Origin of the sequence: Flavobacterium fryxellicola (assembly GCF_900143245.1) — a bacterium.
Taxonomy (GTDB): Bacteria; Bacteroidota; Bacteroidia; order Flavobacteriales; family Flavobacteriaceae; genus Flavobacterium; species Flavobacterium fryxellicola.
On sequence record NZ_FRDK01000009.1, the window covers coordinates 35,424 to 58,144 of the forward strand.

Sequence of the window (22,721 nt, forward strand, 5' to 3'; positions counted from 1 at the left end):
TTCGATTATAAATATTCAATTAATGGGTTTAATCCATATCCTATTAAAAGTCAATTTCAAATAGTGGACGTTCTATATAACTTGTTTTCTTTTACCAGCTTATTATTTCCAATGTATTACAAGCGTTTCTTCGGGATTAATATTAATTTTGCCATTTATAATTGTTCCCCCTCCGTCATTAAACAAAATTTTAGACTGCAACTTGACATCTTTTTTTTGTATGTCTATTATTTGTTTTTCTTTATTTTTATTGATTATTATCGTCACATAGCCATTTCCACTTTTGAGTGTTTTCATTAATACATTAGCATGATGGTTACTAAATCTAAAATCTACGGTAGCATCACAAATTGACAACAGTAATTCGGACAATTGTTTACAAGAGTGGCTTCTGCCATAAACACCTAATAAAGTTGGAATCCACACAACTGATCCTTTTTTATGTTTTGAACGTATTGCGTAAATTTTATCTCCAGCGCTAGATACTATTTCAGCATTTTTATTGGGTTTCAAAAAGGCTTCCCACTTTTCGCCGTAAACCTGATGATTGTTTATAGTAAACTCCTTCGGGGTTTCTAAAAATCGAAATTCAGAAATTTCCCCTCCAAACAATTCTTTAAAAGGAAAACCTGTGAGCATCGTATTATGAACATTTTCATCATAAAAAGCCGTTAATCCACCTACAATTAATTTACCTCCTTTTTCAACAAAACTTTCTAAAAGGCTTTTATAGTTATTGGGAACAGCCAACTGATTTGCTAAAATTATTGTAGCTCCTGTGTAATCATTTTTTGTGAAATCAAACTCTTCAAAGGCTTTAATATTTGGAGAAATTCCCATTTCTGAAAATGCTTGAAAATAACCTAAAAGATCATTCATCTCTGTTTTTCGTCCATCTTTTTCAGCTGGCAAACCTTTTGTAATAATGTTTTCTGTCCAAATCGATTCTCTGATGTATAGTAAATTAATCCCTGTTTCTGCTTTTTCAATATCTTGAAAAACGGCTTTATTTTCTTTTAAACAATCACTAACATTTTTGATAGCGGTTACCCTTTCGGTAGGCTTATTTTGAAAATCAACTAATGCCCATTCACCAGATTCTATGCCCGATGCTCTTGCATTGAGTGACCAAAAAATACCTCCTAAACCTTGACTACCAATAACTGTCCACAACCATTGAGAAACTTCCTCTTTTGTGGGACACATAGGATTGTAAGCGCTAAAGGTGTTGTTCCCTCCTTGCAATTCAGTCATCATCCAAGGTAATCTGCCTGCGCCTGAAAGTAACATTTCACTATTGGCAGACATTGCTAAAGCATATTCCTGCCTTTTGAATTGTCCAAAATGCCAGCTAGCATGCGCTGAACCTCCTAAACTTGTTAAAAAAGTTCTCCAATAAGGAAAATCATACTCCTGAGCATTTGAAAATATCGCATGATTGTTTACATGCAAACCTACTTTTGAATCATTTTTTCTCACCTCAGATGCGATCCAGTTTAGCATCCATGAGGTCATATATCTTTTAAAACGATATTCCTGAATGTCAACCAAAACAGGATATCCATTGGGTAAATACTCCATTGACGGATTATTTTTGTCCCAGTCACTTCTCATTTTATTTGAAAATTCAGTATTGTTTAAACCTCCGCCAGGTTCATTGATTAAAACCCACGCATACAATGATTTATACTGACCAAAATGAATAACTAATTTTTTTATATATCGACTGAATTCTTGCAGCTGAGTTTGATTTTTAGGAAATTTCCAACCACCAATATCCTCTTTGTCAGTGGCAGGAAAAAAAGTAGCATACACTTTAATATCATATTTTTCGGCCAATAAAAATGCTCGGTCGAACAAACTAAAATCCCAACTCCCATCAGCCTTGCGCATATAAGATTCAAACATTCGAATGCGGCAAACATTCATGCCATTTTCCTTCAAAGTTTTGAACCATTGCTCGGTTTCTTGTTGGTTTTGACCCGGTTCTATAAAAACTTGTGCCCCTAATTCAAAATTATTTGGTGTTTGCGCAAGTGTTTTAGAGAAACTAAAACAACAAATTAATGTGTAAAAAATTAATAAATAATTTCTATTCATATTTTCTATAATTTCACCGTAAGTGGTTCACTTTCCTTAGTTAAATTATATTGAATATTTTTCTTAACCTTCCCAAAAGTCACTTCTATTTCGTAAATTCCTAGATGTCCCGCTTTATTTATGGCACCTTGCTTATCTGTTTTAACTTGAAATTCAGTTTTCCATTTTGTAGTTACCCATTCTTTCCATGCCAAACCATTTGGTTTTATAGTCCAATCTTTTCTAAACATTGCGGCATCCGGTTTCCAATGCGCATTTTGCCAAAATCCCCACTTTGTAAAACCAGTAACAGCAGGATGACTGTAACAAGCTATTAAAAAATCTCTAGTGTAATCGCCTTGAAGTTCTTCATCGGTCATGTTTATATCAAATTCTGTAAGCTGAACTGGTAAATTCAACTCGTTAAATTTATCAAGATCAGTGAGGACAAGAGCGGGATCCCTGGGCTGTCTTCCTACGTGACCTTGAATTCCTATAGCGTCAATAGGAGCACCATCATTCCTCATTTTCTTAATTAGATCTACATATTCATCAATAAATTTTGGACTAGAAATACTGTTAAGCATTCCGTATTCATTCATAAATAATTGGGCATTTGGATCTATTTTCTTTACAGTTTTATACCAATTTACTGCAGCATTTTCAGGAAGGTAGTTAAAGATATCGCGCTCATGTATAATTTCATTTACAACGTCCCATGCGATTACTTTTCCTTTTAAGAGTTCTACTTTTTTCTCAATATCATTTTTTATAAAAGCAGAAAACGCGGCTGTATCTTTGATAGCTAGTTCTTTAAATTCTTTAGTATTAAATTTCCATGCAGGCCAAACTAAATTATGCCCTCGCTGTCGAAAATTATTCTTTTCGAGCCAATCGAACGCAGCCATGGTTTCTATCCTAGACTCTGGATTTCCGCTCCATTTTCCTGCTTTAAAACCATTTTCAATAACTGCTGTATTAAAAAATTCTTTTAATATATTTTTATATTGTTCGGAGTCTGGTGAACGCTGGGCTACTAATCTTTCATTGACTGCAGTTCCCCAAATAAACTTTGACTCTATCAATTTTGCATTAACCACTGCTCCTATTATTGGTTTTCCTTTTTTATCAATAACTGTAATCTGCAATAGTGCAGTTCGTAATTTTGCAATTCTATTTAACGCTTCTTGCCTCCAAGGTGCCTCTTTTTCTCTACCGTTATATGACAATCTAGTCACAGGAAGCTCTTCAATTGCAACTTTGTCTTTATAATTTATAATTTCGACATTTGCTATTTCAACCTTTTGAGCTAATGCCCCAAAGCTAAAACTAATTAAACCTTCACCAGATTTCATTGTGTTTAAGGCCTTAAACGGCAGATTAATTACTTTCCATTCTGGACCAGCACTAATATCAATAATTATACTTTTGTCTTTAGAACCTGTCGCTGTTTGCACAAAAAAATAAACAATTGCATCTCCTGACTCCTGCTTTGCATATATGGAGCGAATAGCAAATCGAGCTAAAAGATGATCTCCTTTTTCAATATCGCCCTCGGTTTTAAAGTTAGCTTGAATTCCATAATGACTTTTAGCAGCAACCTTTGTTTCAGAAGTAATCAAGCTATTTTTACCAATTTCATGGATTAAAAAATTATTTTTATCTTCACTATTTACACCATTATTATACTCGTACAAACTATTTTTGGAAAGCTTAAAAACAGTATTAGATTTTTTATCAAGGATTGAAGAGTCAAGAGCTGGTAAATTTTGTCCAAGTACTGCATTTGAAATTAGCAGTGCAATCATTAAATGCAGCAATACCTTCCCTTCGGATTTTATAGCAAGAAATTTATTCATAATTTAAATTTTAGTTATTAGTACGTTTTAAAGCTTTTAGAAAAATTAAATTGAAATAAAAACCAGTAAAAGATTTAACTAACAATAATCAAAAAGCAACAGATTTATAAATTGAAAATTATATGATTTTCAAATCTTTAATCTTGTGACAAATCTTTTTAGGCAGGATCAAACTACCTTCAAAAATGATCGTGTTCAATATTGTTGAGCAAAAAAGCTCTAATACAACTTATAGCGATACCTTAATTTATAGAAAGAAATTATATTTATGGTAGCAGTGATTTAAGCATTTCGCTTATTACTTCTACTTTTTTGATAGAAAATTAATGCTCCTATTACACAAATTATTCCTGATCCAACTGATAATTTTCCACTCGTAGCTTCGATTGATGGAATACCCATAACAATAAACATGGCTCCAGTTATAACAAACGCCACCGCATAAAGTCCTAATAATCCGCCCACGATATTATTATCATCATCAAAATCCTTTGGTGCCGGTGTTGCTAATTTTATAAAAAATGCTTTTACTTTTTCATTATACGTTCGATCAGTTGACAAGAAAAATCCTGACCCCATAAATATCGCAATACAAACTATAATTTCGATAAGTGTGGCCATCTCCCAACTGAAATAGTCTGTCGAATTTAAAAATATACCTAAACTAACCCCAACAATCATTGAAGCAAGCGCACCCCACGGCTGCGGTCTCCAGAAAATTACACCCATTATCACAGGGATTATCATTGGAATTGAAAAAATACCCGATAAATACTGATTCACCTCAAAAGCTCCTCCTAACTTTTCAATATATAAAGCTCCAAATGAGACGACGCATCCTATGCCAAGAGTCATAATTCGAGCCACCCATAAAGATTCTCTTGGTGACGCATTTTTTCTAAAAAGTCGTTGGTAAATATCTCTTGTGAGCACACTGGCAGTTACATTGAACTCAGCACTTAAAACTGACATTGTTGCTGCAAACATAGCCGCAATCATTAATCCCATAATTCCTGGCGGAAGTAATTTTAAGCATAAGGAAACATAAGCCATTTCAGGGTTTTCGAGGTTAGGTAGGATAACTCTCGCCGCAACTGCTGGAAAAAGAAAAATTACGGGAAAAATAAGAAATAAAACTGCCGATAATATTCCAATTTTTTGTCCGTCTTTTTCTGTTTTCGCACTGTAAAAACGTTGAATAAAGGTCCAGTTTCCTAAATATTTAATCGTAATAGTTACATAGTAAACTAAAAGATAAATTGGCATCCCTCGATCACCATTAAACCAATTCATATTGGCAGGAATAACCTCTTGCATGTTTGAAATTCCACCAGCCGCGTCGTACGCCAACGGAACTAAAATTAAAGTTGAGAAAAGAAGAATTACAAACTGTACCACATCAGTAACAATTACCGCTAAAAATCCTCCAACGACGGTGTATATAGAAACTACTAAACCACAATAAATAATGGCTGTTTGAAAAGGGATTCCAGAAGCCGCCATAACAAATATTCCAATGGAATATAATTTAATCATATCATCCAAAAGCTTCAACATGACACCACCCCAAGAAAAAATTTGACGAATGGAACTATTAAAACGAGTTTCCAAAAACTCGACAGGACTAATAATACCTGCCCTTTTCCATAACTTAGCATAAACAAAAACCGCAATTAACGACGGAAATATTGTTGACCACATAATCGTTATCGCCACAAGGCCGTCAGAATAAGCAATCCCTGCATAAGCAACAAATACAAAAGTGCTAAACTTTGTCATAAAATTACTGATACCACCAGCAACCCAAGAAATTCCGTTGCCACCTTTAAAGTAATCACCTATGTTTTTGATATATTTTCCAAGGAAAATACCTATTCCTGCCATTAAAAGCATGTAAATAATTATTGTGATATAATCCAATTCTTGTAGTTTGTTCATTCCTTTACTATTTTTAAACCTATTTACTAACCATTTAATTACAAATTATTTTGTCTTTCTTTTCAATCTTTTTAAGCACATTAAAAAACTTTTACTTTATTGATTTTGTTACTTCGTCTACCAAATAAACAATGGATTTATAAGATAAACCAGTGTGTAAACTTAAACCTATTTCGCAAGTTCTACTGGTACAATAAGCTCGTGTAACGTTACCAGGAATGTCGTCCCTCAATTTGCTTAATCCAAATTGATTCAATTCTGGGAAATCAAATCCTTTGTCTCCAGAGAACCCGCAACATGTCGTTTCAGTCATTATAACATTTTCTGCACATTTTTTTGCGACAGATTCTAATTTATCTGTCATTCCCATCTTTTTTATACTGCAAACTGGAAAAACTGTTATGGTATCCTTCAAAGGACTAACAGTAAGGTAAGGCAATAAAAAGTCATCAATAAATGCAACAGTTTCATATAAATTAAGTCCTAAACAATTGTTCTCTTTAAGTGTTAATAAACAAGGACTCATATCTGTAATAATTGGAAGTTTACCATTTTCACTCGCTATATAAAGTGCTTTCTCTATTTCTCTGATTTTAAAATTCCCTACATCTTTATATCCCTTGCTCAAGAAAGGCATTCCACAACATAAATTAGCAACATTTTGCGGATAAATCACCTCATATCCTGCCTTGTTCAATAGCTTTAAAAGTTTATGACTTAACTGTTCTTCATTCTTATCATTAGCACTAAGTCCCATTGTCCGATTTATACAAGAAGGGAAATAAACCACTTTCCTACTTTCACTTGACTTGATTTTATTCGAAAGTAATGCCTCTGCTCCATTAGGCAAAAATTGATTCCATTGGGGAAGTTTTTTTATACTTACTTTTCTAAACGCTGTACTTACTGCAAGCATGTTGGGATTGCCTAGTACTTTTTGAAAAAAGTTTGCCATTGCCAACAATTTACTGACAACTATAAGTACGAAGGAAAAATTAGCAGCAACATATCTTGCGATTTTTGCATTCGAATTAAATTCTGCAGTTCTTAAATTTTTAATCAATTTACCTGTATCAATATTTACTGGACAGCTTACTGCGCATAAGCCATCTGTTGCGCAAGTATCTTTACCGCTATACTGATATTGCTTTAATAATATTTCTTTTTGCTTTTTTCCTTGTTTAAATGTTGACAAGCGACTTATCTCTCTAAAAGCGACAATTCTTTGTCTAGGGGATAAAGTAAAATCGGCAGAAACGCAATTCGGTTCACAGAAACCACATTCGGTACATTTATCTATTATTGGATCAGCCTGCGGAATAGGTTTTAAATTTTTTAAATGAATACCGCTATCTTTTGAAAGAATAACCTCTGGATTCAATATGGTATAAGGGTCAAATAATTTTTTAATTCGATACATTAAATCGTAAGCTTGTTCTCCCCATTCCAATAAAACATATGGGGCCATGTTACGTCCTGTACCATGCTCTGCTTTTAAAGAACCGTTGAATTGTTTTACCACTATATTGGCAACTTCATCCATAAAACCAGAGTATCGCTCAATTTCCGAAGGCACATCGAAATTCTGAGTAAAAACAAAGTGAATATTTCCCTCTAAGGCATGACCAAAAATTACTGCTTCATTATATCCCCATTTTTTAAGTAAATCTTGTAATACAATAGTTGCAACTGCCAAATTTTCTAATGGAAAAGCAACATCTTCAATTATTACTGAGGTACCCATTTTTCTGATAGCTCCAATCGATGGGAAAAGTCCTTTTCTAATTTCCCACAACAAAGCATATTCACTTGCATTCGTGGTAAAAACTATTGGAAATAAGAGTAATTCCTTAGGCACTACTTTAATGATTTCCAATATTTGATTATTTAGGTGATCTTCACTATTTGCTCTCGTGTCGATTAAAAGAGCACATGCAGTAATAGGTAAATTCTGTAACGCTTGTGGCATTCCGTCTTTATCTTTAACAGATTTTAATCCTGCATAATCAATTAATTCTACTGCAGAAACAACAATATTTTTTAAAACGGAAACAACATTACATGCATTTTCTACTGAATTAAAGATCACTAATGCTACTGCTTTGTTTTTCAGATCTATTACGGTATGATATGTAATTTCTGAGATAAAGCCCAAAGTACCTTCTGATCCAATCATTAAATGCTGGATAATCTCAAACGGATCTTTAAAGTCAATCAAGGCATTTAAGCTGTATCCTGTTGTATTTTTTATTTTAAATTTTGATTCAATTCGCTGACATAGCTCTTGATTTGAACGCACATCCTTTACAATTAAAAGAAGGTCTTGCAAAAATAGAGCATGAGATTTTGAAAAGGCTTCTTTGCTAGCACTGCAACCCGTATCTAATAAAGTTCCATCCCAAAAAATAATACGCATACTACTTAAAGTATTATAAGAATTTTGAGCGGTACCACAGCACATACCACTAGCATTATTGGCTGCAATACCGCCGATCATTGCAGTATTTATTGAAGCTGGATCTGGACCTATTTTCCTATTGTACTTTGCCAGTAATCCATTGACTCTTGCCCCAATTAATCCTGGTTGTAACCGGATTTGTTTTCCATCATCTAATATTTTAAAATTCTTCCAATGGTATCCAGCAATTATGAGTACGGAATCAGTAATGGCTTGCCCTGATAAACTAGTTCCAGCAGCTCTAAAAGTCACGGGAATTAGTAAATCAGCACATTCTTTTAATAAAAATGACACCTCATTTTCATCTTGTGCTTTCACAACAATTTTAGGTAGTAGCCTATAAAAACTGGCGTCAGTTCCATATGCCAGCGTGGATAATTCATCGATGAATACTCGATTTGCATCGATGACACGAGTGAATTTATTATATAAAATTTTGTATTTACCTGAGAGCATTTTTGAGATATTAAATTTATGTCAGAAATCAGAATCCGTTCGAAAAAAATAAAAACGTTAACAATATGTAACTGCCTATCATAATACTACCCTAATATAAACAGGAACCTTACTTCTAAAAAATATCTATAAAAATAGATTAATCAAAAATTGAAAAGTAGCATTGCCACCTATATATTTGAAAATAATTTGATCAATCATTTTCATTGAAAACACTAACTGGTTCTACAAACTTCCATCAAACCTTTCATATACCCAATGCCAAACAAGTTGCCTTTCATTTCATACCCAAAATTTTCATTGGATTCACCCGCCATAGTTGGAACGTGATCTGATCTAATTGCTCCTTGAAAACCTACATCATAATATCCTTTCATCATTTTTAGCATGTCTGTTGGTCCGTTATCATGAAAAGTTTCTCTAAAATTTTCAGGTGATCCAATAACATCGCGAATATGAACAAAAAAGATTTTATTGTTCTTCCCATGCTTATGAATCATTTGCAAAACATCTTCATTCATCGTGGTAAATGTACCTTGACAGAAAGTCAAGCCATGCGACGAACTATCTGACAGAGACAAAGCTCTATCAATTGCCTCTGCAGAAGTTAATATCCTACTAATTCCGTGTATAGGAGAAATAGGGGGATCATCTGGATGTAGTGCCATTTTAATTTTATTAGCCTCAGCAACTGGCATCACGCGTTCAATAAACCATTGATAATTATCCCAAATTTGGTTTTCAGAAAACACCCCGTAAGGTGACTGTGGCTCCAGTTGTGCTTCTTTCATTGAAAAACCACTTACTGTTGCATTGCCTCTTTCTTTAATATTTTTATTAGTTCTGTACCAACCAGTTGCCATGAAATTATAACAAAGAAGGCGAACGTCTAACCTGTTCATATTTTCAAGCATTTTACAATACTTTTCTATATCATTTTCTCTTCCTTTTAATCCCAGCTTTATGCGGTGCATATCAAATTGATCTCCCTCCAGCCCCCATAATTTAAAACCTTGATTCTGATAAATTTCTTTAGATTTTTCAAACGACTCAAAATTATCAATTGATGGCAAATTTGTAAGCTCAGGCGCTAATTTTGCGATAGCGTACTCAATGCCCATTTGTTTGCACAACTGCCATTTCTCATCAGGTTGATTTCCAAAAAATAAAAAAGCTAATTTCATTCTATTGTTTTAAATATATTATCTTAAAAATAGCCACCTTTATCAGTAATATCTTTTACCGATTGTCCTTCATGTACCCATCCAAAAATTTTCTTTTCATTTTCCTTGATTTCTTCCGCACGTATTAGGACATCATAAGCAATATCTCTTGGAACTACTAAAACTCCGTCAACATCTCCTAAAACAATATCTCCTGGTTTTAATATTACGGTTCCAATTTGTAATGGCACTTGGTAATCAGTAATTAAACATCTGCCTAAGCTTCCGTTCGATGAACGATATTTGTAAAAAACAGGAAAATCAGCTTCTAGAATTTGATGTGTATCTCGAATACCTCCATCTAAACAGGCTGCTTTAATTTTCTTCCCTTTAGCAGTTGCAGTCATCACACCACCCCATGAGGTTGATTCTTCATCTTTGCTGCTATCCCAAACTACAAAGGCGTTTTCATGCATTTCATCGAGCATTTTAGTGCGAAATTCCATCTCACCAGAAACTTTAGTGCTTGAAGAACTTTTTACTGTAAAAGCAAATCCGGCAACTGTGCGGTATTCTCTTAACGGAATAATATAATTAGGAAGTGCTTGATTTAATAAACAATATTCTCTCAAAACATCATTAATTGCACCGGTATACAATTCTTCAAACCTACTCAATAACTCATTATCAGAAATAGGGAATGTAACTTTTGAAATACTTTCACGCATTTCAATGAGTTTATCCAATTTCATCATGCTAACCTCTTTCTTGTATTGATCTACACTCATAATATCTATATATTTAAATTAAACTCCTGATGAAGCTAAAAACCCCCCATCAACGGGAACAACTATTCCTGTGACAAATGCAGCTGCATTTGCATCTATTAACCAGTTCATACAACCAATCAGCTCCGAGGCCTCACCAAAACGTTTCATTGGCGTATGCCCTAGAACATTGATTGCACGATCAGTTTGTGATCCATCTTCATTATACATTATTTTTAAACTACGCTCATTTAAAAAAAAGCCTGGTGCAATTGCGTTTACACGAATATTAGCAGGAGCTAAATATCCAGCGAGCCATTGTGTGAAATTAGCAATACCCGCCTTTGCCATTCCATAAGCGCCTACTTTGCTTAATGGCCTATAACTATTCATAGACGCGATATTTATTATCACGCCTTCTTTTTGTTTTGCCATTTCTTTTCCAAAAACAAAAGATGGAATGACAGTTCCCATAGTATTTACATTAATCACGTTTTGAAAAATGTCCATATCAAGATTAAAAAAACCTTTAACCTCTGGAGTTTCTTCCAGTTCTCTTTCATCAAACTCCGTAATATTTGTTAATGCATCTGGTTGATTCCCACCGGCACCATTGATTAAAACACTGCATATCCCTAATTTTTCTTTGATTATTTCGTTAGCGCTAATTATGGATTGTCTATCGGAAACATCCACACTAATTGAAACAGCAATTCCTCCATTGTTCTGGATTTGTTCTTCTACAATTTTAAGCTTTTCTATAGTTCTTCCTAAAAGCGCTACTTTGTAACCTTGACTTGCTAAACTCCTTGCCATTTCTGAGCATAAAGTGCCTCCTGCTCCTGTAACAACAGCTACTTTACCTTCATTTCTATTTTCCATTTTCTATCATATTTTTGCTATTGGTGTAGCATATATTTGTAACTAAATTTTTCAGTAAAATTTCATCATTGGGCACCAAGCCTTTTTCAACCCATTCTCCTATAATATTGCAAAGAATTCTTCTAAAATAATCATGTCTCGAAAATGACAAAATACTTCGTGAATCAGTAGTCATTCCAATAAACCTATGTAATATTGAATAACTTGCAGTTGCAATTATTTGATTTTTAATTCCATCAAAATGATCGTTGTACCACCAAGCTGGTCCAAATTGCACTTTTGCTGGTACATTATCCTGAGAGAATGAACCTGTCAATGTCGCAAAAGTACTATTGTCGGCAGGGTTTAGCGTAAACAGAATAATATTAGGTAACAGCTTATCTTTTTCTAAAGAATCGAGTAAACTTGCTACTCCAGAAATATCAGCTGTATTTCCTATAGCAGCATACCCGCCTGCACTTCCTGCTAATTCTCGTAATCGAGAGCTAGTAAATCTATGCGCTCCAATGTGCAACTGTAAGGTCCATCCTTTTTGGGCGAAAGATTTACCTATAAAATTTAAAATATAGGATTTAAAACCAACAACTTCTTCATTAGTAAGTTTTTTTTCTAAAAGCCATTTTTTAAACAACGCTTGCGCCTCATTTAACGCTGGCAATCTAAATTTAAAGCCTGAATCCAATGCTTGGTCTGCTAAATTGCATCCATTTTCATTGAAATATTGAATTCTTATTTCAAGAGCTTCTTGCAATTTCTCCAAAGAACTAATTGCGATAGTAGTACTCTCTTCTAATCGTTCGATAAATCCATTTGAAATCCACATTTCAATATTTAATGCGGCATCGCTTCTTAAAGACGGTAATACTATAAAATTCGCATTTTCAGTAGCATTTTTGTGCTTTGATAAATCATCAAACCAATCATCAGACGTACACAGCGTGTCTACATTAAACTTATCTAACAACGAATTGTTTCTAAAATCATCCGTTTCAAGTAGTTTATTGCAGTGATTCCAAACTACTTCTGCATTATCAACATTTAAAAGGTAATCTATTCCGAAGATTTTTTTCAGTTCCAAACACGACCAATGAAACAATGGATTTCCTATTGTTTGTGGAAAGACATTTGCCCAGGCCATAAACTTCTCTTTATCTGTAGCATTGCCAGAAATAAAATATTCTGGTACACCTTCAATGCGCATTGCACGGTGTTTATATGGATCATTAACAACCCAAACTTGAGCTATGTTGTCAAATTTTTGATTGTCTAGTAAATGATTTATATTTAAATGATTGTGATAATCGATAATTGGTAAATCCTTAGCAACATTATGAAATAAATGTATTGCAGCCGAATTTTCTAAAAAATAATTTTCACCAAGGAAACTATAATTTGACATGTAAATAATAAAAAAAATTAATAGAATAAAGCCGTTAAGGAAAAGCTCAGATAGTTGCATTGTCTTTTAAAAAACTTAATTAAATTCTCACTGATCAAGTGTACTATTTAAAGTTTAAAAAAAAGCTTTGGTTTGTAGTCTTCTATCTTTCTTCAAGGTGAAAAATGGGATATCATTTTTATGGTAATAAACAAACCCCACTTAAAAGGGCTTGTTTATTAGCAATTTTGCTTTTAGTAACCAGGATTTTGTGTAAGTACAGCACCTGTATTCGCTTCAATTTCACTTTGAGGTATTGGAAATAAATCATGTCTTGGAAGATAAGTTGGTCCAGTTTGCCAATTGTATCTCAATAAACGCTCTTTATATTTTCCTACACGACGCAATGTGATTTGACGCTGCTCCTCTAAATTAATTTCTCTTGTACGCTCATCTAAAATATAGTCTAAGTCCACCTGTCCAGCTGATACATCAATAGCGCCAGCTCGTCTGCGAACCACGTTTATATCGGCTGCAGCAAGTGGTGTATTTCCTTGGTTTAAATGAGCTTCGGCTCTTAATAAAAAAGCTTCTGATAAACGAAGGTAATAGTTATCATGGTAAGTAGCAGAAGCAAAATTTGATAATAGAAGCGGATTAGCTGGATCAGTAAGTCCAGAAGGATGATCTCCAGGAGTAGTTGCTTTAACAAACCAAGGATAAAATCTCCACGCACCTGCAAGTGCATTTGCAGCCAAGTTTGTAGTCAGAGCTCCCATGTTTTTTCCTCTGTTCAAAGATACCCTTTGTCCGAAAAACGTAGACGCTGGATTGTCATATATAGCATCTTTAATTAAATTGTTATCATTACAGCGCATATCTCCGACATAGTTATTAGGCCAAATTCCTCCACCTGTCATATTTGCTGAATTGGTAGTAAAGGCAAGGGGTTGCATAAAACCAACTCCATTCCCACCAACATTGTCGTTAGAACGTCTACCAAGGAAACCCGGAGCATTATTTGGATCTCGAATACTCCATACTGCAGGTACGGTGTTGCGTTCCATCTGATTTGCTCCATTAGAACCGGTATTCTGCAAAAGTCCACCTGGAACATCTACCTCAAACTGACAAACCCAAAGTGCCTCACGATTACCTGACCCTCTATTTTGATTGTTTTTTTGCCATAAATCCCAAAATACATCTTTACCAAAAACATTACGACGAGAACCAAATCGGGCAGTCATCAACCCTACATTAGGATCATTACATACTTTTGAAATTTCTGTAACAGCCTCAGCATTTCGTCCTAATGCAATTAAAGTTTCTCCCAAATAAAAACTTGCTACTATATTAGAAACCCTTCCATCTTTCACTTTGTTAATCGGATCCATTCCATTTGCTGCATCAGTAAAATCTAAAACCATCTGATTTAAAATTTCTTCTCGCGATGCACGCACTCTGTTTAAAACAGGTTGTGATGCAAATTCAGTAACTAATGGAACTCCACCATACAAATAAACCATATCTCGATAGGCCTTTCCTCTAAAGAATTTAGCCTCAGCAATCACCTTTATTTTTTGTTCTCCGGTCAAGTTTGATTTATTAACATTATCAATTAATAAATTAGCCGCTGCTACGACTTTAAAGTTTTCTTCATAAAAGAATTTTGCTGGATATGTAGAAGGTGTTAAAGAGGTAAGTAATGATACCGGTTTCTCGTTAGTTCCAGATCCTCCACGTGCAGAAAAGAAAACGTCTGTTGCATACAATAAAGTATAGGACACGTCTGAAGCACCAACGTAATAAATATAGCGTTGTCTTACATAAAAATTAGTTAAAACAGCTTCTATACCCGATGGAGTGCTAAAAACATTTTCAGCAGTGTAAATGTCCACAGGAATTTCCTTCAAAAATTCCTCCTCGTTGCAAGATGTGAAGGAAGCTACAGCTAGCAACCCTATAAAAAATTTATTTAAATTTGTTTTCATAAAATAATTTTTAATAATTAAAAAGTAATATCAAGTCCAAAATTGACGCTCATCATAACGGGCAAGGCCGAAAATGCAGCTCTGTTTCCAGCTAATATTGGAGAAATTCCTAAACCTGAAGATGTTTCAGGATCCCAACCTTTCCAATTTGTCCAAGTGGCAATATTTTTTCCACTTACGTAACACTTCACATTGGCTAATCCAGCTTTCTTAACAAGTGCTTTATCGAATGCATAGGCTACTGAAATATCTTGTAATCTAACAAAACTTCTATCTCTAAAAGGAGTGTAACTTACTAATGATCCTGAATTGGCTCTGTTATATTCGGCGTTAGGATTACTAGGTGACCAATAATCAATATCACTAAATTTATTATTAGCAACAAAAGTGTTTATTCCATAAAAACCACCAGCCCCAGCCCAAGGATCATTCTCACTAATTCCACCTTGAATAGAGTTAATAAAAAATCGTAATGAAAAGTTTTTATAAGTCACGCTGTTCGTAATACCAAACTGATAATCAGCTTCTCTTCTTCCTATATGTGTTCTATCAGCCTCATTGATTAATCCATTGCCGTCAAGATCTTTAAAACGATATGCACCTGGCTCAAGTCCCGCTGGTATATCATCGCCTAACTGATAAATACCATCTTCTACATAAGTAAAGACCGTACCTATACTTTTACCAATAAAATATCCGTTTTGAACTAAATCATCTTCTTTACCATCGTTGTTAATATCATTTCCTGTCAAAGAAGTAATTGAATTATCATTTTTAGAAATGTTAAAACCAAAATTCCAATTCCAGTTCTCCGTTCTTACAGGATTAAAATTTACAACTGCTTCTAGTCCTGTATTTCTAATACCGCCAATATTAATCCTATCAGTATCTACACCATTAGTGGCACTTAATGATCGATCAAAGAGCATATCTTTAGTGTCTGAAAGATAATAATCTAAATTACCAGATATTCTATTATTAAAAAATCCAAAATCAAGTCCAGCGTTATATCCAGCCGTCTTTTCCCAAGTTAAATCAGGACTAATTAATCTTTCCAAAACAAAACTATTAACTGTATTCGCATTGTCACCAAAAACATATTGATCTCTTACTCTAGACGAATACGTGTTTTGAGAAGAGTAACGTGGAGAAGTATTTCCATTTAATCCGTAACTTGCTCTAAGCTTTAATTGATCAATTTTTTTGAAATTATTTAAAAAGCCTTCTTCTGAAATTACCCAACCAATAGAAGCTGCTGGAAAATAACCAATTTGTTTACCTGGATAGAAAGCAGAGTGACCGTCTCTTCGGATACTAGCGTTGAACAAATACTTTCCTGCATAGTTGTAAATAACACGGGCAGTTGTTGACAAAAATTGCTCTCTATAACCACCTGATCGAATTACGGGAATAAGACCAACCCCTAAATTATTATATCCTAAAGATTGATTAGCAAACTGAGTCGCCGCTGCTACTGTATTTTCATTTTCAATTTTATTATACCCATAAATGATTTGAGCATTTAAATTATGCCTGCGATCTTTATCTAAATTTGTGTTATAACTTACTATATGATCCATGGCGGTGTCAAAAGTGTAAGAATTTTCTTTTCTCGCAGCTCCTAAACCATTGGATTCATAAATATTTGAATTATAATTTTGATTCCAACGGTAATTATTGTTAAAATTCAATCGGTAATTTAATCCTTTTATTCCAGGAATATCGATAGACAAATAGGCTTGTGCACCTATGTTATTTTGCTTATTTAAGTTATCTGCCTCAATTTGTAAAAAAGGATTAGTTAAAGAACTTCCTGATGGATTTATTACAAACTTACCATCGCTTGTTGTAGGAGCGATTAAAGGACTCATTAAAACAAATGATTGTAAATTAGGTGAATTACCTGAACGGTCTGAAAAAGTTCCAAAGGTATTTACTCCCACTTTTAGCCACGTATTTACCTGATGATCTACGTTAATACGTACTGATTTTCGATTGTAATTATCGTTCAATATCCAACCCAGCTGATCGGTATAACCAGCAGAAAGAAATAATGAAGTTTTTTCACTGCCTCCTTTTACACTAAATTGATGGTCAACAATATATGGACTAGCATTTTGTCCCGCTTCAAACCAATTAAAATCCGTTCCACTATTAATTGAATTTTGAACATCAGGGGTAAAAGCACCACCACTATCGTTCAAGTAATCATAATTTGGATTTGGAGCAGTAAAACCAGAAACAGCAGTAAAACCTCTAGTATATTGGTTAAGCCTAGATGATTCAATAAATTCCTCCCTATTTAATGTTCTTCTATTTTTAATTGGAGTTTGTAAAGAGTAAAAAGTAGAATAATTCACCTCTGTTTTTTGGTTTTTCTTCCCTTTTTTAGAAGTTACCATAATGATTCCATTAGCTGCCTGAGCTCCATAAATTGCTTTACTACTGGGATCTCTTAATACATCTACCGATTCAATATCCGTTGGGTTCAAATCTGTAAAAGCGCCACGATAGATAGCACCATCCAAGACTACTAAAACGCCAGTATTTCCGCCTAAAGTACTTCTACCACGAATTAAAATTGTTGGTTCTGCACCAGCAGTTGAGGTCTGTCCAATAGTTACTCCAGGAAGAGATCCTTGAAGCGATTGTAAAATACTAGTGTTTGGAGAATCTTCAAACTGTTTCAAATTTGCTGAAGCAACAGCCCCTGTCAAATCTTTCTTTTTCTGCGTTCCATAACCTACTACTACAACTTCATCTAGAACTGAAGATTCTTCTTCCATCACAATACGCAGCGTTTTTGAACTGCCCGCGGTGACCTGCTTAGTTTTAAATCCAATGAAGGAAAAAGTTAAGACCGCATTAGGTTTTGAAGAATTAATGGAGAATTTTCCATCATAATCCGATAAGGTATTGTTTTTGGCACCCTTTTCAGAAATATTTACTCCGGGAACAGGCAAGCCAGCCTGATCCAAAATTACTCCACTTACATTAGTTGTCTGTGCAATCATTGATTGCATAACAAATAATAATATAAATGAAACTAAAAGAATAAATTGCTTTTTCATTTTCATAATACTTTAATTGATATTAAATTTTTGGTTAGTTACAACCTTAGCCAGAGTAAACATAAATACTATTTTCAAAAAGTAAATTTAATAAAAATTATTCATGTGTGCCCGTGCACAGATTGTTAAGGCAAATATACAGCAATTCTAAAATAATCCAAATTTTTTTTATATAAAATAATTTTTAAGAACTAATTTTGTGAAATATTTAAATAATAGTGAAGTTGATTGGGTTATATATAATTATGGATTTAACATTAACTTTTTTTTTGACAATTATATAATGCTTTCAGGAAAACATTTGACTAAATATCAATTTTCACTACATCGATTACGTAAATTTTAACAAATCGATTCAAAATAAATATCATTAATAAGTCAATAAGTTGGAATAATAAAAAAGTATAATTTTAAATTAATTCACGTTTAAGATAATTCTACATCGTGTTACTATCTTTTAATTATTTTTTGTTTATTTGTTCCGTGCTTGTGCACAGGTTTTATTTTGTGGTCTAACAAATTGTTAAACCTCTCACCTCAAATTTAGAGATGAACGAGAGCGTGATTAATAGTAGTATTATTGAAAAAATTACAAAAATAAAATTAGTACTATTAATGATTTCAACTAATTCAAATAATTTGCTTCGTATTAATTTTTAAAATATTTAATTAAAGCTTTTTAAATAAAGTATAATGCAAAGCACAAGTAGAGAATTTCTCGACTTAATCATAAATAAAATTCTATATGAGTAAAACGTTAACCATTAATGATATCGCTAAAATTGCAAATGTCTCAAGAGGAACTGTAGATCGTGTTGTGAACAACAGAGGCTACGTTTCTGAAGAGAAGAGAATAAAAATTCAGAATATTATTGATGAGCGCAATTTTATCCCAAATGCGCATGGTAGAAATTTATCTTTAAATAAAACATCAAAAATTGCAATTTTAATACCTGAGCATTCTGTTGGTGATTATTGGGATCCATTAATAAAAGGTACCGTTGCTGCAACAGAAAATTATTTACATTTAGGTTTAAAAGTAGATTACTTCTATTTTAATCTTGTAGATACATTGAGTTTCAAAAATGTAGAAAAAGACTTTTTTGATAATAAATACGACGCACTAATTACTTCGCAGCCACAAAATAAACAACTCAAGTTGTTTTTAGCGAAATGTAAAAAAAAGAAGATTCCATTTGTTTTAGTTGGATCAAATGACTCTAAATACGGTTCATTGACTAATTTAGGTCAAGATGCATTGCAAGGTGGCAGGCTTGCGGGCAAGCTAATTCATTATGGTCAAAGCAAGTCTTTAAATTTAAAGTATGTAATTTTTAATATCTATAATGAACAAAACATAAATTCAAATGTGGTAAATAGAATTCAGGGATTTACTTGTTTTTTTAAAGAACAAAAATTTTTCCAGCCAGAAATTGAAATTGTCGAAATAAGTATAAATGATCCTGAAATATCTATCAAAATTTCTAACAAGATCAAAGAGCTGAATGATAACGATGGTATATTTATTCCTAATTCTAAATCACATTATATTGCCCGATTCTTAGATAAAAATAAATCAATTAGGTTTCTGGGCTATGATTTACTTAATGATAATGTCAAGTTACTAAAAGAGGGAATCATTGATTTTTTAATTAATCAAAAACCATACGAGCAAGGCTATCAAAGTATCGAAATCATTTATAGATATTTGGCAACATTTCAAATACCTGAAGTTATCGTTACAATTCCTGCAGAGATAATTACGAAAGAAAATTTACTAATAGATATTAACGAAAAAAGCATTGTTTTATAACAAAAACAAATTAGTACTGCTTTTACATTTTGATTTTAAATTATATGACTTCTTTAAAAATTTCACCGAATTAAAAATTCATATTTTAAGATCCAAAAGGGATAATTAGTGATCCCATTATATGAAAAATTGCAAAAATCATTAATTGGCTGCTGTAAAAATTAATTTTTTTGTAACCAATTAAAAAATTATTATCCATTCTTTTCGTTTGATTCTAACAAATATCTTCAACAAAAATTACTTTAATTTCGAAATAATTTCTATCACTTCTTTAACTCGTTTAGTCAATTCGGCATAATTTTTTGTAGCAATTATCTCCTTGCTAATAAGTTGCGAGCCAATACCCACGCAAGTTGCTCCAGCTTGAAACCAAGACTTTAAACTTTCTGCGGATGGATCCACTCCGCCTGTAGGCATAATAGAAGTCCATGGCTGTGGACCTTTAATGTTCTTGATAAATTCTGCACCATATAAGTCAGCTGGAAAAAGTTTTACAATTTCACAACCTAACTCTTCAGCTCTGGCGATTTCGGTCAAAGTTCCGCAACCTGGAGACCACAATACTTTTCTACGGTTACAAACAACGGCAATATCTTCCCTTAGAACAGGCGTTACAATAAAATTTGCGCCAAGCTGCATGTAAAGTGATGCCGCCGGAGCGTCGGTCACTGATCCAACACCCATAATCATACCTGGCAGTTCTTTAATAGCATATTTTGTAAGTTCGGCGAAAATCTCATGCGCAAAATCACCTCGAGCGGTAAATTCCATCAATCGTGCTCCACCATCGTAACACGCTTTTAATATATTTTTACTTAAATTGACATCAGTACTAAAAAACAAAGGAACCATCCCTGTATCTTTCATTGCCTGTGCCACTTCAATTCTTGTGAATTGTGCCATATTAAATCTTTTTTATCTTGAAACAGTTCCTGAAAAATCACCTTCAATTAATTTTTCGATTTCTTCTTTGGTTGCTAAATTATAATCTCCTAAAATGGTATGTTTCAGGCAACATGCTGCAACAGCAAAGTTTAGCGCATGCTGCTTATTTAAAGGTTTATTAATTAATCCATAAATTAAACCGCCCATAAATGCATCTCCGCTACCTACTCTATCCACAACAGGGAAAACTTCCTCTACATCTGATTTATAAATTTCTTTACCATCGTACAATATGCCACCTATTTTTTGATGCGAAGCACTGATAGAATACCGCAAAGTAGTTGCCATGTACTGTAAACTTGGAAATTTTTTAAAAAAAACGTCGTATAACGATAGCAAAGATTCTTTATCATTATAATCCGGTTTTACAGTATCAATTCCCATCATAAAATAAGCAGTATCTATATCACCTAAAATAATGTTACTATACTGCAGCATTTTTGGCATAACTTCAGTAGGATTCTTTCCATATTTCCAAAGTTTCGAACGATAGTTTAAATCTGTTGAGATAAACACTCCCATTTCGTGTGCAATTTCTATGGCTTCTAAGCAGGCTTCAGAAGCTGATTCAGAAAGCGCTGGAGTAATTCCGCTCCAATGAAACCACGATGCTTCTTTAAATATCTCTTTCCAATTGAATTTACCTTTTTCTAAAGTAGCCATTGCACTATGAGCTCGATCATAAACTACATTACTAGCTCGCATACCTGTTCCCGTTTCTAAAAAATAAATACCTATTCGATCTCCTTCTAGCAAAACATTTTCATGACCTACATTTAATTTTCGCATTTCTTTGACTGCACACATTCCCATTTCATTCTTGGGCAATCGCGTAACGAATTCAGCATTTATACCTAAATTTGCTAAAGACACAGCAACATTAAATTCTCCCCCACCATAAGTTGCTTTAAATGATTCCGCTTGAGAAAATCTTAAATGACCATCTGTTGAAAGACGTAATAATATTTCACCAAAAGTAACTACTTTAATCATTTTTTAAATTTTTTAAATTTTTTTTTGATTTAGATTCAACCATAGGGAACTAGATTTTTTCAATTAAATATAGCTTTCATGAAAAGTAAACAAATAGTGCTTTTAAAAGAAAAATTACAAAAAATTAACTTGAAAATACAACTATTTTTTGACTACTCCCTCTTAAAATATAAAGTGAAAATAATTCAATTCGTGAACAAAGATATATTATTAGTATAAAATTAAGAGAAAATTTCTGCAAAAGTAAAATAGAATTACTATTAAATTATTATTAATAAGTTTTTGTTAACTAAATTTGTTGCTCGGGAGTTAAATTTAAGTTTCCTTTTATAGAAAAATTTCCTTCTCTAAACTATTCAAACACGTTTTGCAATTTATACAATTGGGACGTTATTATTTCTACTGTTTGGAAGATTTTTTATATGATTATCTGACGAAAACTCAGTAAACGGCTCTCTCTAAAATCTTTGTTATAAGTTTTAAACTCACTTTAAAAAGTAAGATTAATTGTTTCCATTCTGGTTGGCTCATTCAGGATATCCATTTAAACTCTCTATAATTATAAGATTAAAACACAGATGCCAATAATTGCATAAGTAATATATTTATGCTATCTTGTTCCTTTGAAAAATCATTTAAAGATAGTGACCCTATAAGTTACCCTAATTAAAATAACAGTACGTAAAGCATCGATTTTATTGGCATTTTCATAAAGGTTGCGGAACCTCTTTCTCCGCGGATAAGATTTCAAAATGAAGTAAAACCCTTTAAACGCAACGTTTAAAGGGTTTTTTCTTTTTACCAATCATTCATTTTATTCATTATTTCTCAAAAAATAGGTGCACAATCGGTGCACAGGGACACTGAGAAAAACTGGTGCACCGATTTTCTTCTTAACCCCAACAGATAAAGGGGTTCAAAGAATGAA

General features: G+C 33.2%; 13 protein-coding genes. 1 reads left to right on the plus strand and 12 read right to left on the minus strand.

Going from position 1 to position 22,721, the window contains the following annotated elements; translation table 11 throughout:
• Nucleotides 1-102 precede the first annotated feature (102 nt).
• From BUA03_RS12655 to BUA03_RS12700, 10 genes are all read right to left on the minus strand, one after another.
• Complete coding sequence (locus tag BUA03_RS12655) at nucleotides 103-2,100, minus strand: beta-galactosidase trimerization domain-containing protein (RefSeq protein WP_066082822.1); 1,998 nt, start codon at nucleotides 2,098-2,100, stop codon at nucleotides 103-105.
• A gap of 5 nt (nucleotides 2,101-2,105) precedes the next feature.
• Nucleotides 2,106-3,938: an endo-1,4-beta-xylanase gene (locus BUA03_RS12660; protein WP_066082820.1), complete on the minus strand. Its 1,833-nt coding sequence runs from the start codon at nucleotides 3,936-3,938 to the stop codon at nucleotides 2,106-2,108.
• A 282-nt stretch (nucleotides 3,939-4,220) separates the two neighbouring features.
• Nucleotides 4,221-5,876, minus strand: a complete 1,656-nt coding sequence (locus BUA03_RS12665) for a sodium:solute symporter family protein (RefSeq protein WP_066082817.1) — start codon at nucleotides 5,874-5,876, stop codon at nucleotides 4,221-4,223.
• Between the two features lie 91 nt (nucleotides 5,877-5,967).
• Entirely contained in the window at nucleotides 5,968-8,790 is a 2,823-nt protein-coding gene (locus BUA03_RS12670) for an FAD-binding and (Fe-S)-binding domain-containing protein (RefSeq protein ID WP_066082815.1), read from the minus strand.
• Between the two features lie 215 nt (nucleotides 8,791-9,005).
• Nucleotides 9,006-9,974, minus strand: coding sequence for a mannonate dehydratase (locus BUA03_RS12675; protein ID WP_066082813.1), 969 nt, complete (start codon nucleotides 9,972-9,974; stop codon nucleotides 9,006-9,008).
• A gap of 23 nt (nucleotides 9,975-9,997) precedes the next feature.
• Complete coding sequence (locus BUA03_RS12680) at nucleotides 9,998-10,741, minus strand: RraA family protein (RefSeq protein ID WP_066082811.1); 744 nt, start codon at nucleotides 10,739-10,741, stop codon at nucleotides 9,998-10,000.
• Between the two features lie 18 nt (nucleotides 10,742-10,759).
• A complete protein-coding gene (locus tag BUA03_RS12685) occupies nucleotides 10,760-11,602 on the minus strand; it encodes an SDR family oxidoreductase (protein ID WP_066082810.1) in 843 nt (280 codons plus the stop codon).
• On the minus strand, nucleotides 11,592-13,001 hold the full coding sequence (uxaC, locus tag BUA03_RS12690; protein ID WP_066082808.1) for a glucuronate isomerase: 1,410 nt from the start codon (nucleotides 12,999-13,001) through the stop codon (nucleotides 11,592-11,594). Before uxaC ends, BUA03_RS12685 begins: the two co-directional genes overlap by 11 nt.
• A 233-nt stretch (nucleotides 13,002-13,234) precedes the next feature.
• Nucleotides 13,235-14,971: a RagB/SusD family nutrient uptake outer membrane protein gene (locus BUA03_RS12695; protein ID WP_066082805.1), complete on the minus strand. Its 1,737-nt coding sequence runs from the start codon at nucleotides 14,969-14,971 to the stop codon at nucleotides 13,235-13,237.
• A 17-nt stretch (nucleotides 14,972-14,988) separates the two neighbouring features.
• Nucleotides 14,989-18,042: a SusC/RagA family TonB-linked outer membrane protein gene (locus tag BUA03_RS12700; RefSeq protein WP_169807452.1), complete on the minus strand. Its 3,054-nt coding sequence runs from the start codon at nucleotides 18,040-18,042 to the stop codon at nucleotides 14,989-14,991.
• A gap of 745 nt (nucleotides 18,043-18,787) precedes the next feature.
• Between BUA03_RS12700 and BUA03_RS12705 the strand changes: the two genes are divergently transcribed.
• Nucleotides 18,788-19,855, plus strand: coding sequence for a substrate-binding domain-containing protein (locus BUA03_RS12705; RefSeq protein WP_066082802.1), 1,068 nt, complete (start codon nucleotides 18,788-18,790; stop codon nucleotides 19,853-19,855).
• 237 nt (nucleotides 19,856-20,092) lie between these two features.
• Here the strand turns inward: BUA03_RS12705 and BUA03_RS12710 are convergent, their stop codons facing one another.
• Nucleotides 20,093-20,758, minus strand: coding sequence for a bifunctional 4-hydroxy-2-oxoglutarate aldolase/2-dehydro-3-deoxy-phosphogluconate aldolase (locus tag BUA03_RS12710; protein WP_066082799.1), 666 nt, complete (start codon nucleotides 20,756-20,758; stop codon nucleotides 20,093-20,095).
• A gap of 12 nt (nucleotides 20,759-20,770) precedes the next feature.
• Entirely contained in the window at nucleotides 20,771-21,793 is a 1,023-nt protein-coding gene (locus BUA03_RS12715; protein WP_066082797.1) for a sugar kinase, read from the minus strand.
• Between the last annotated feature and the right edge of the window lie 928 nt (nucleotides 21,794-22,721).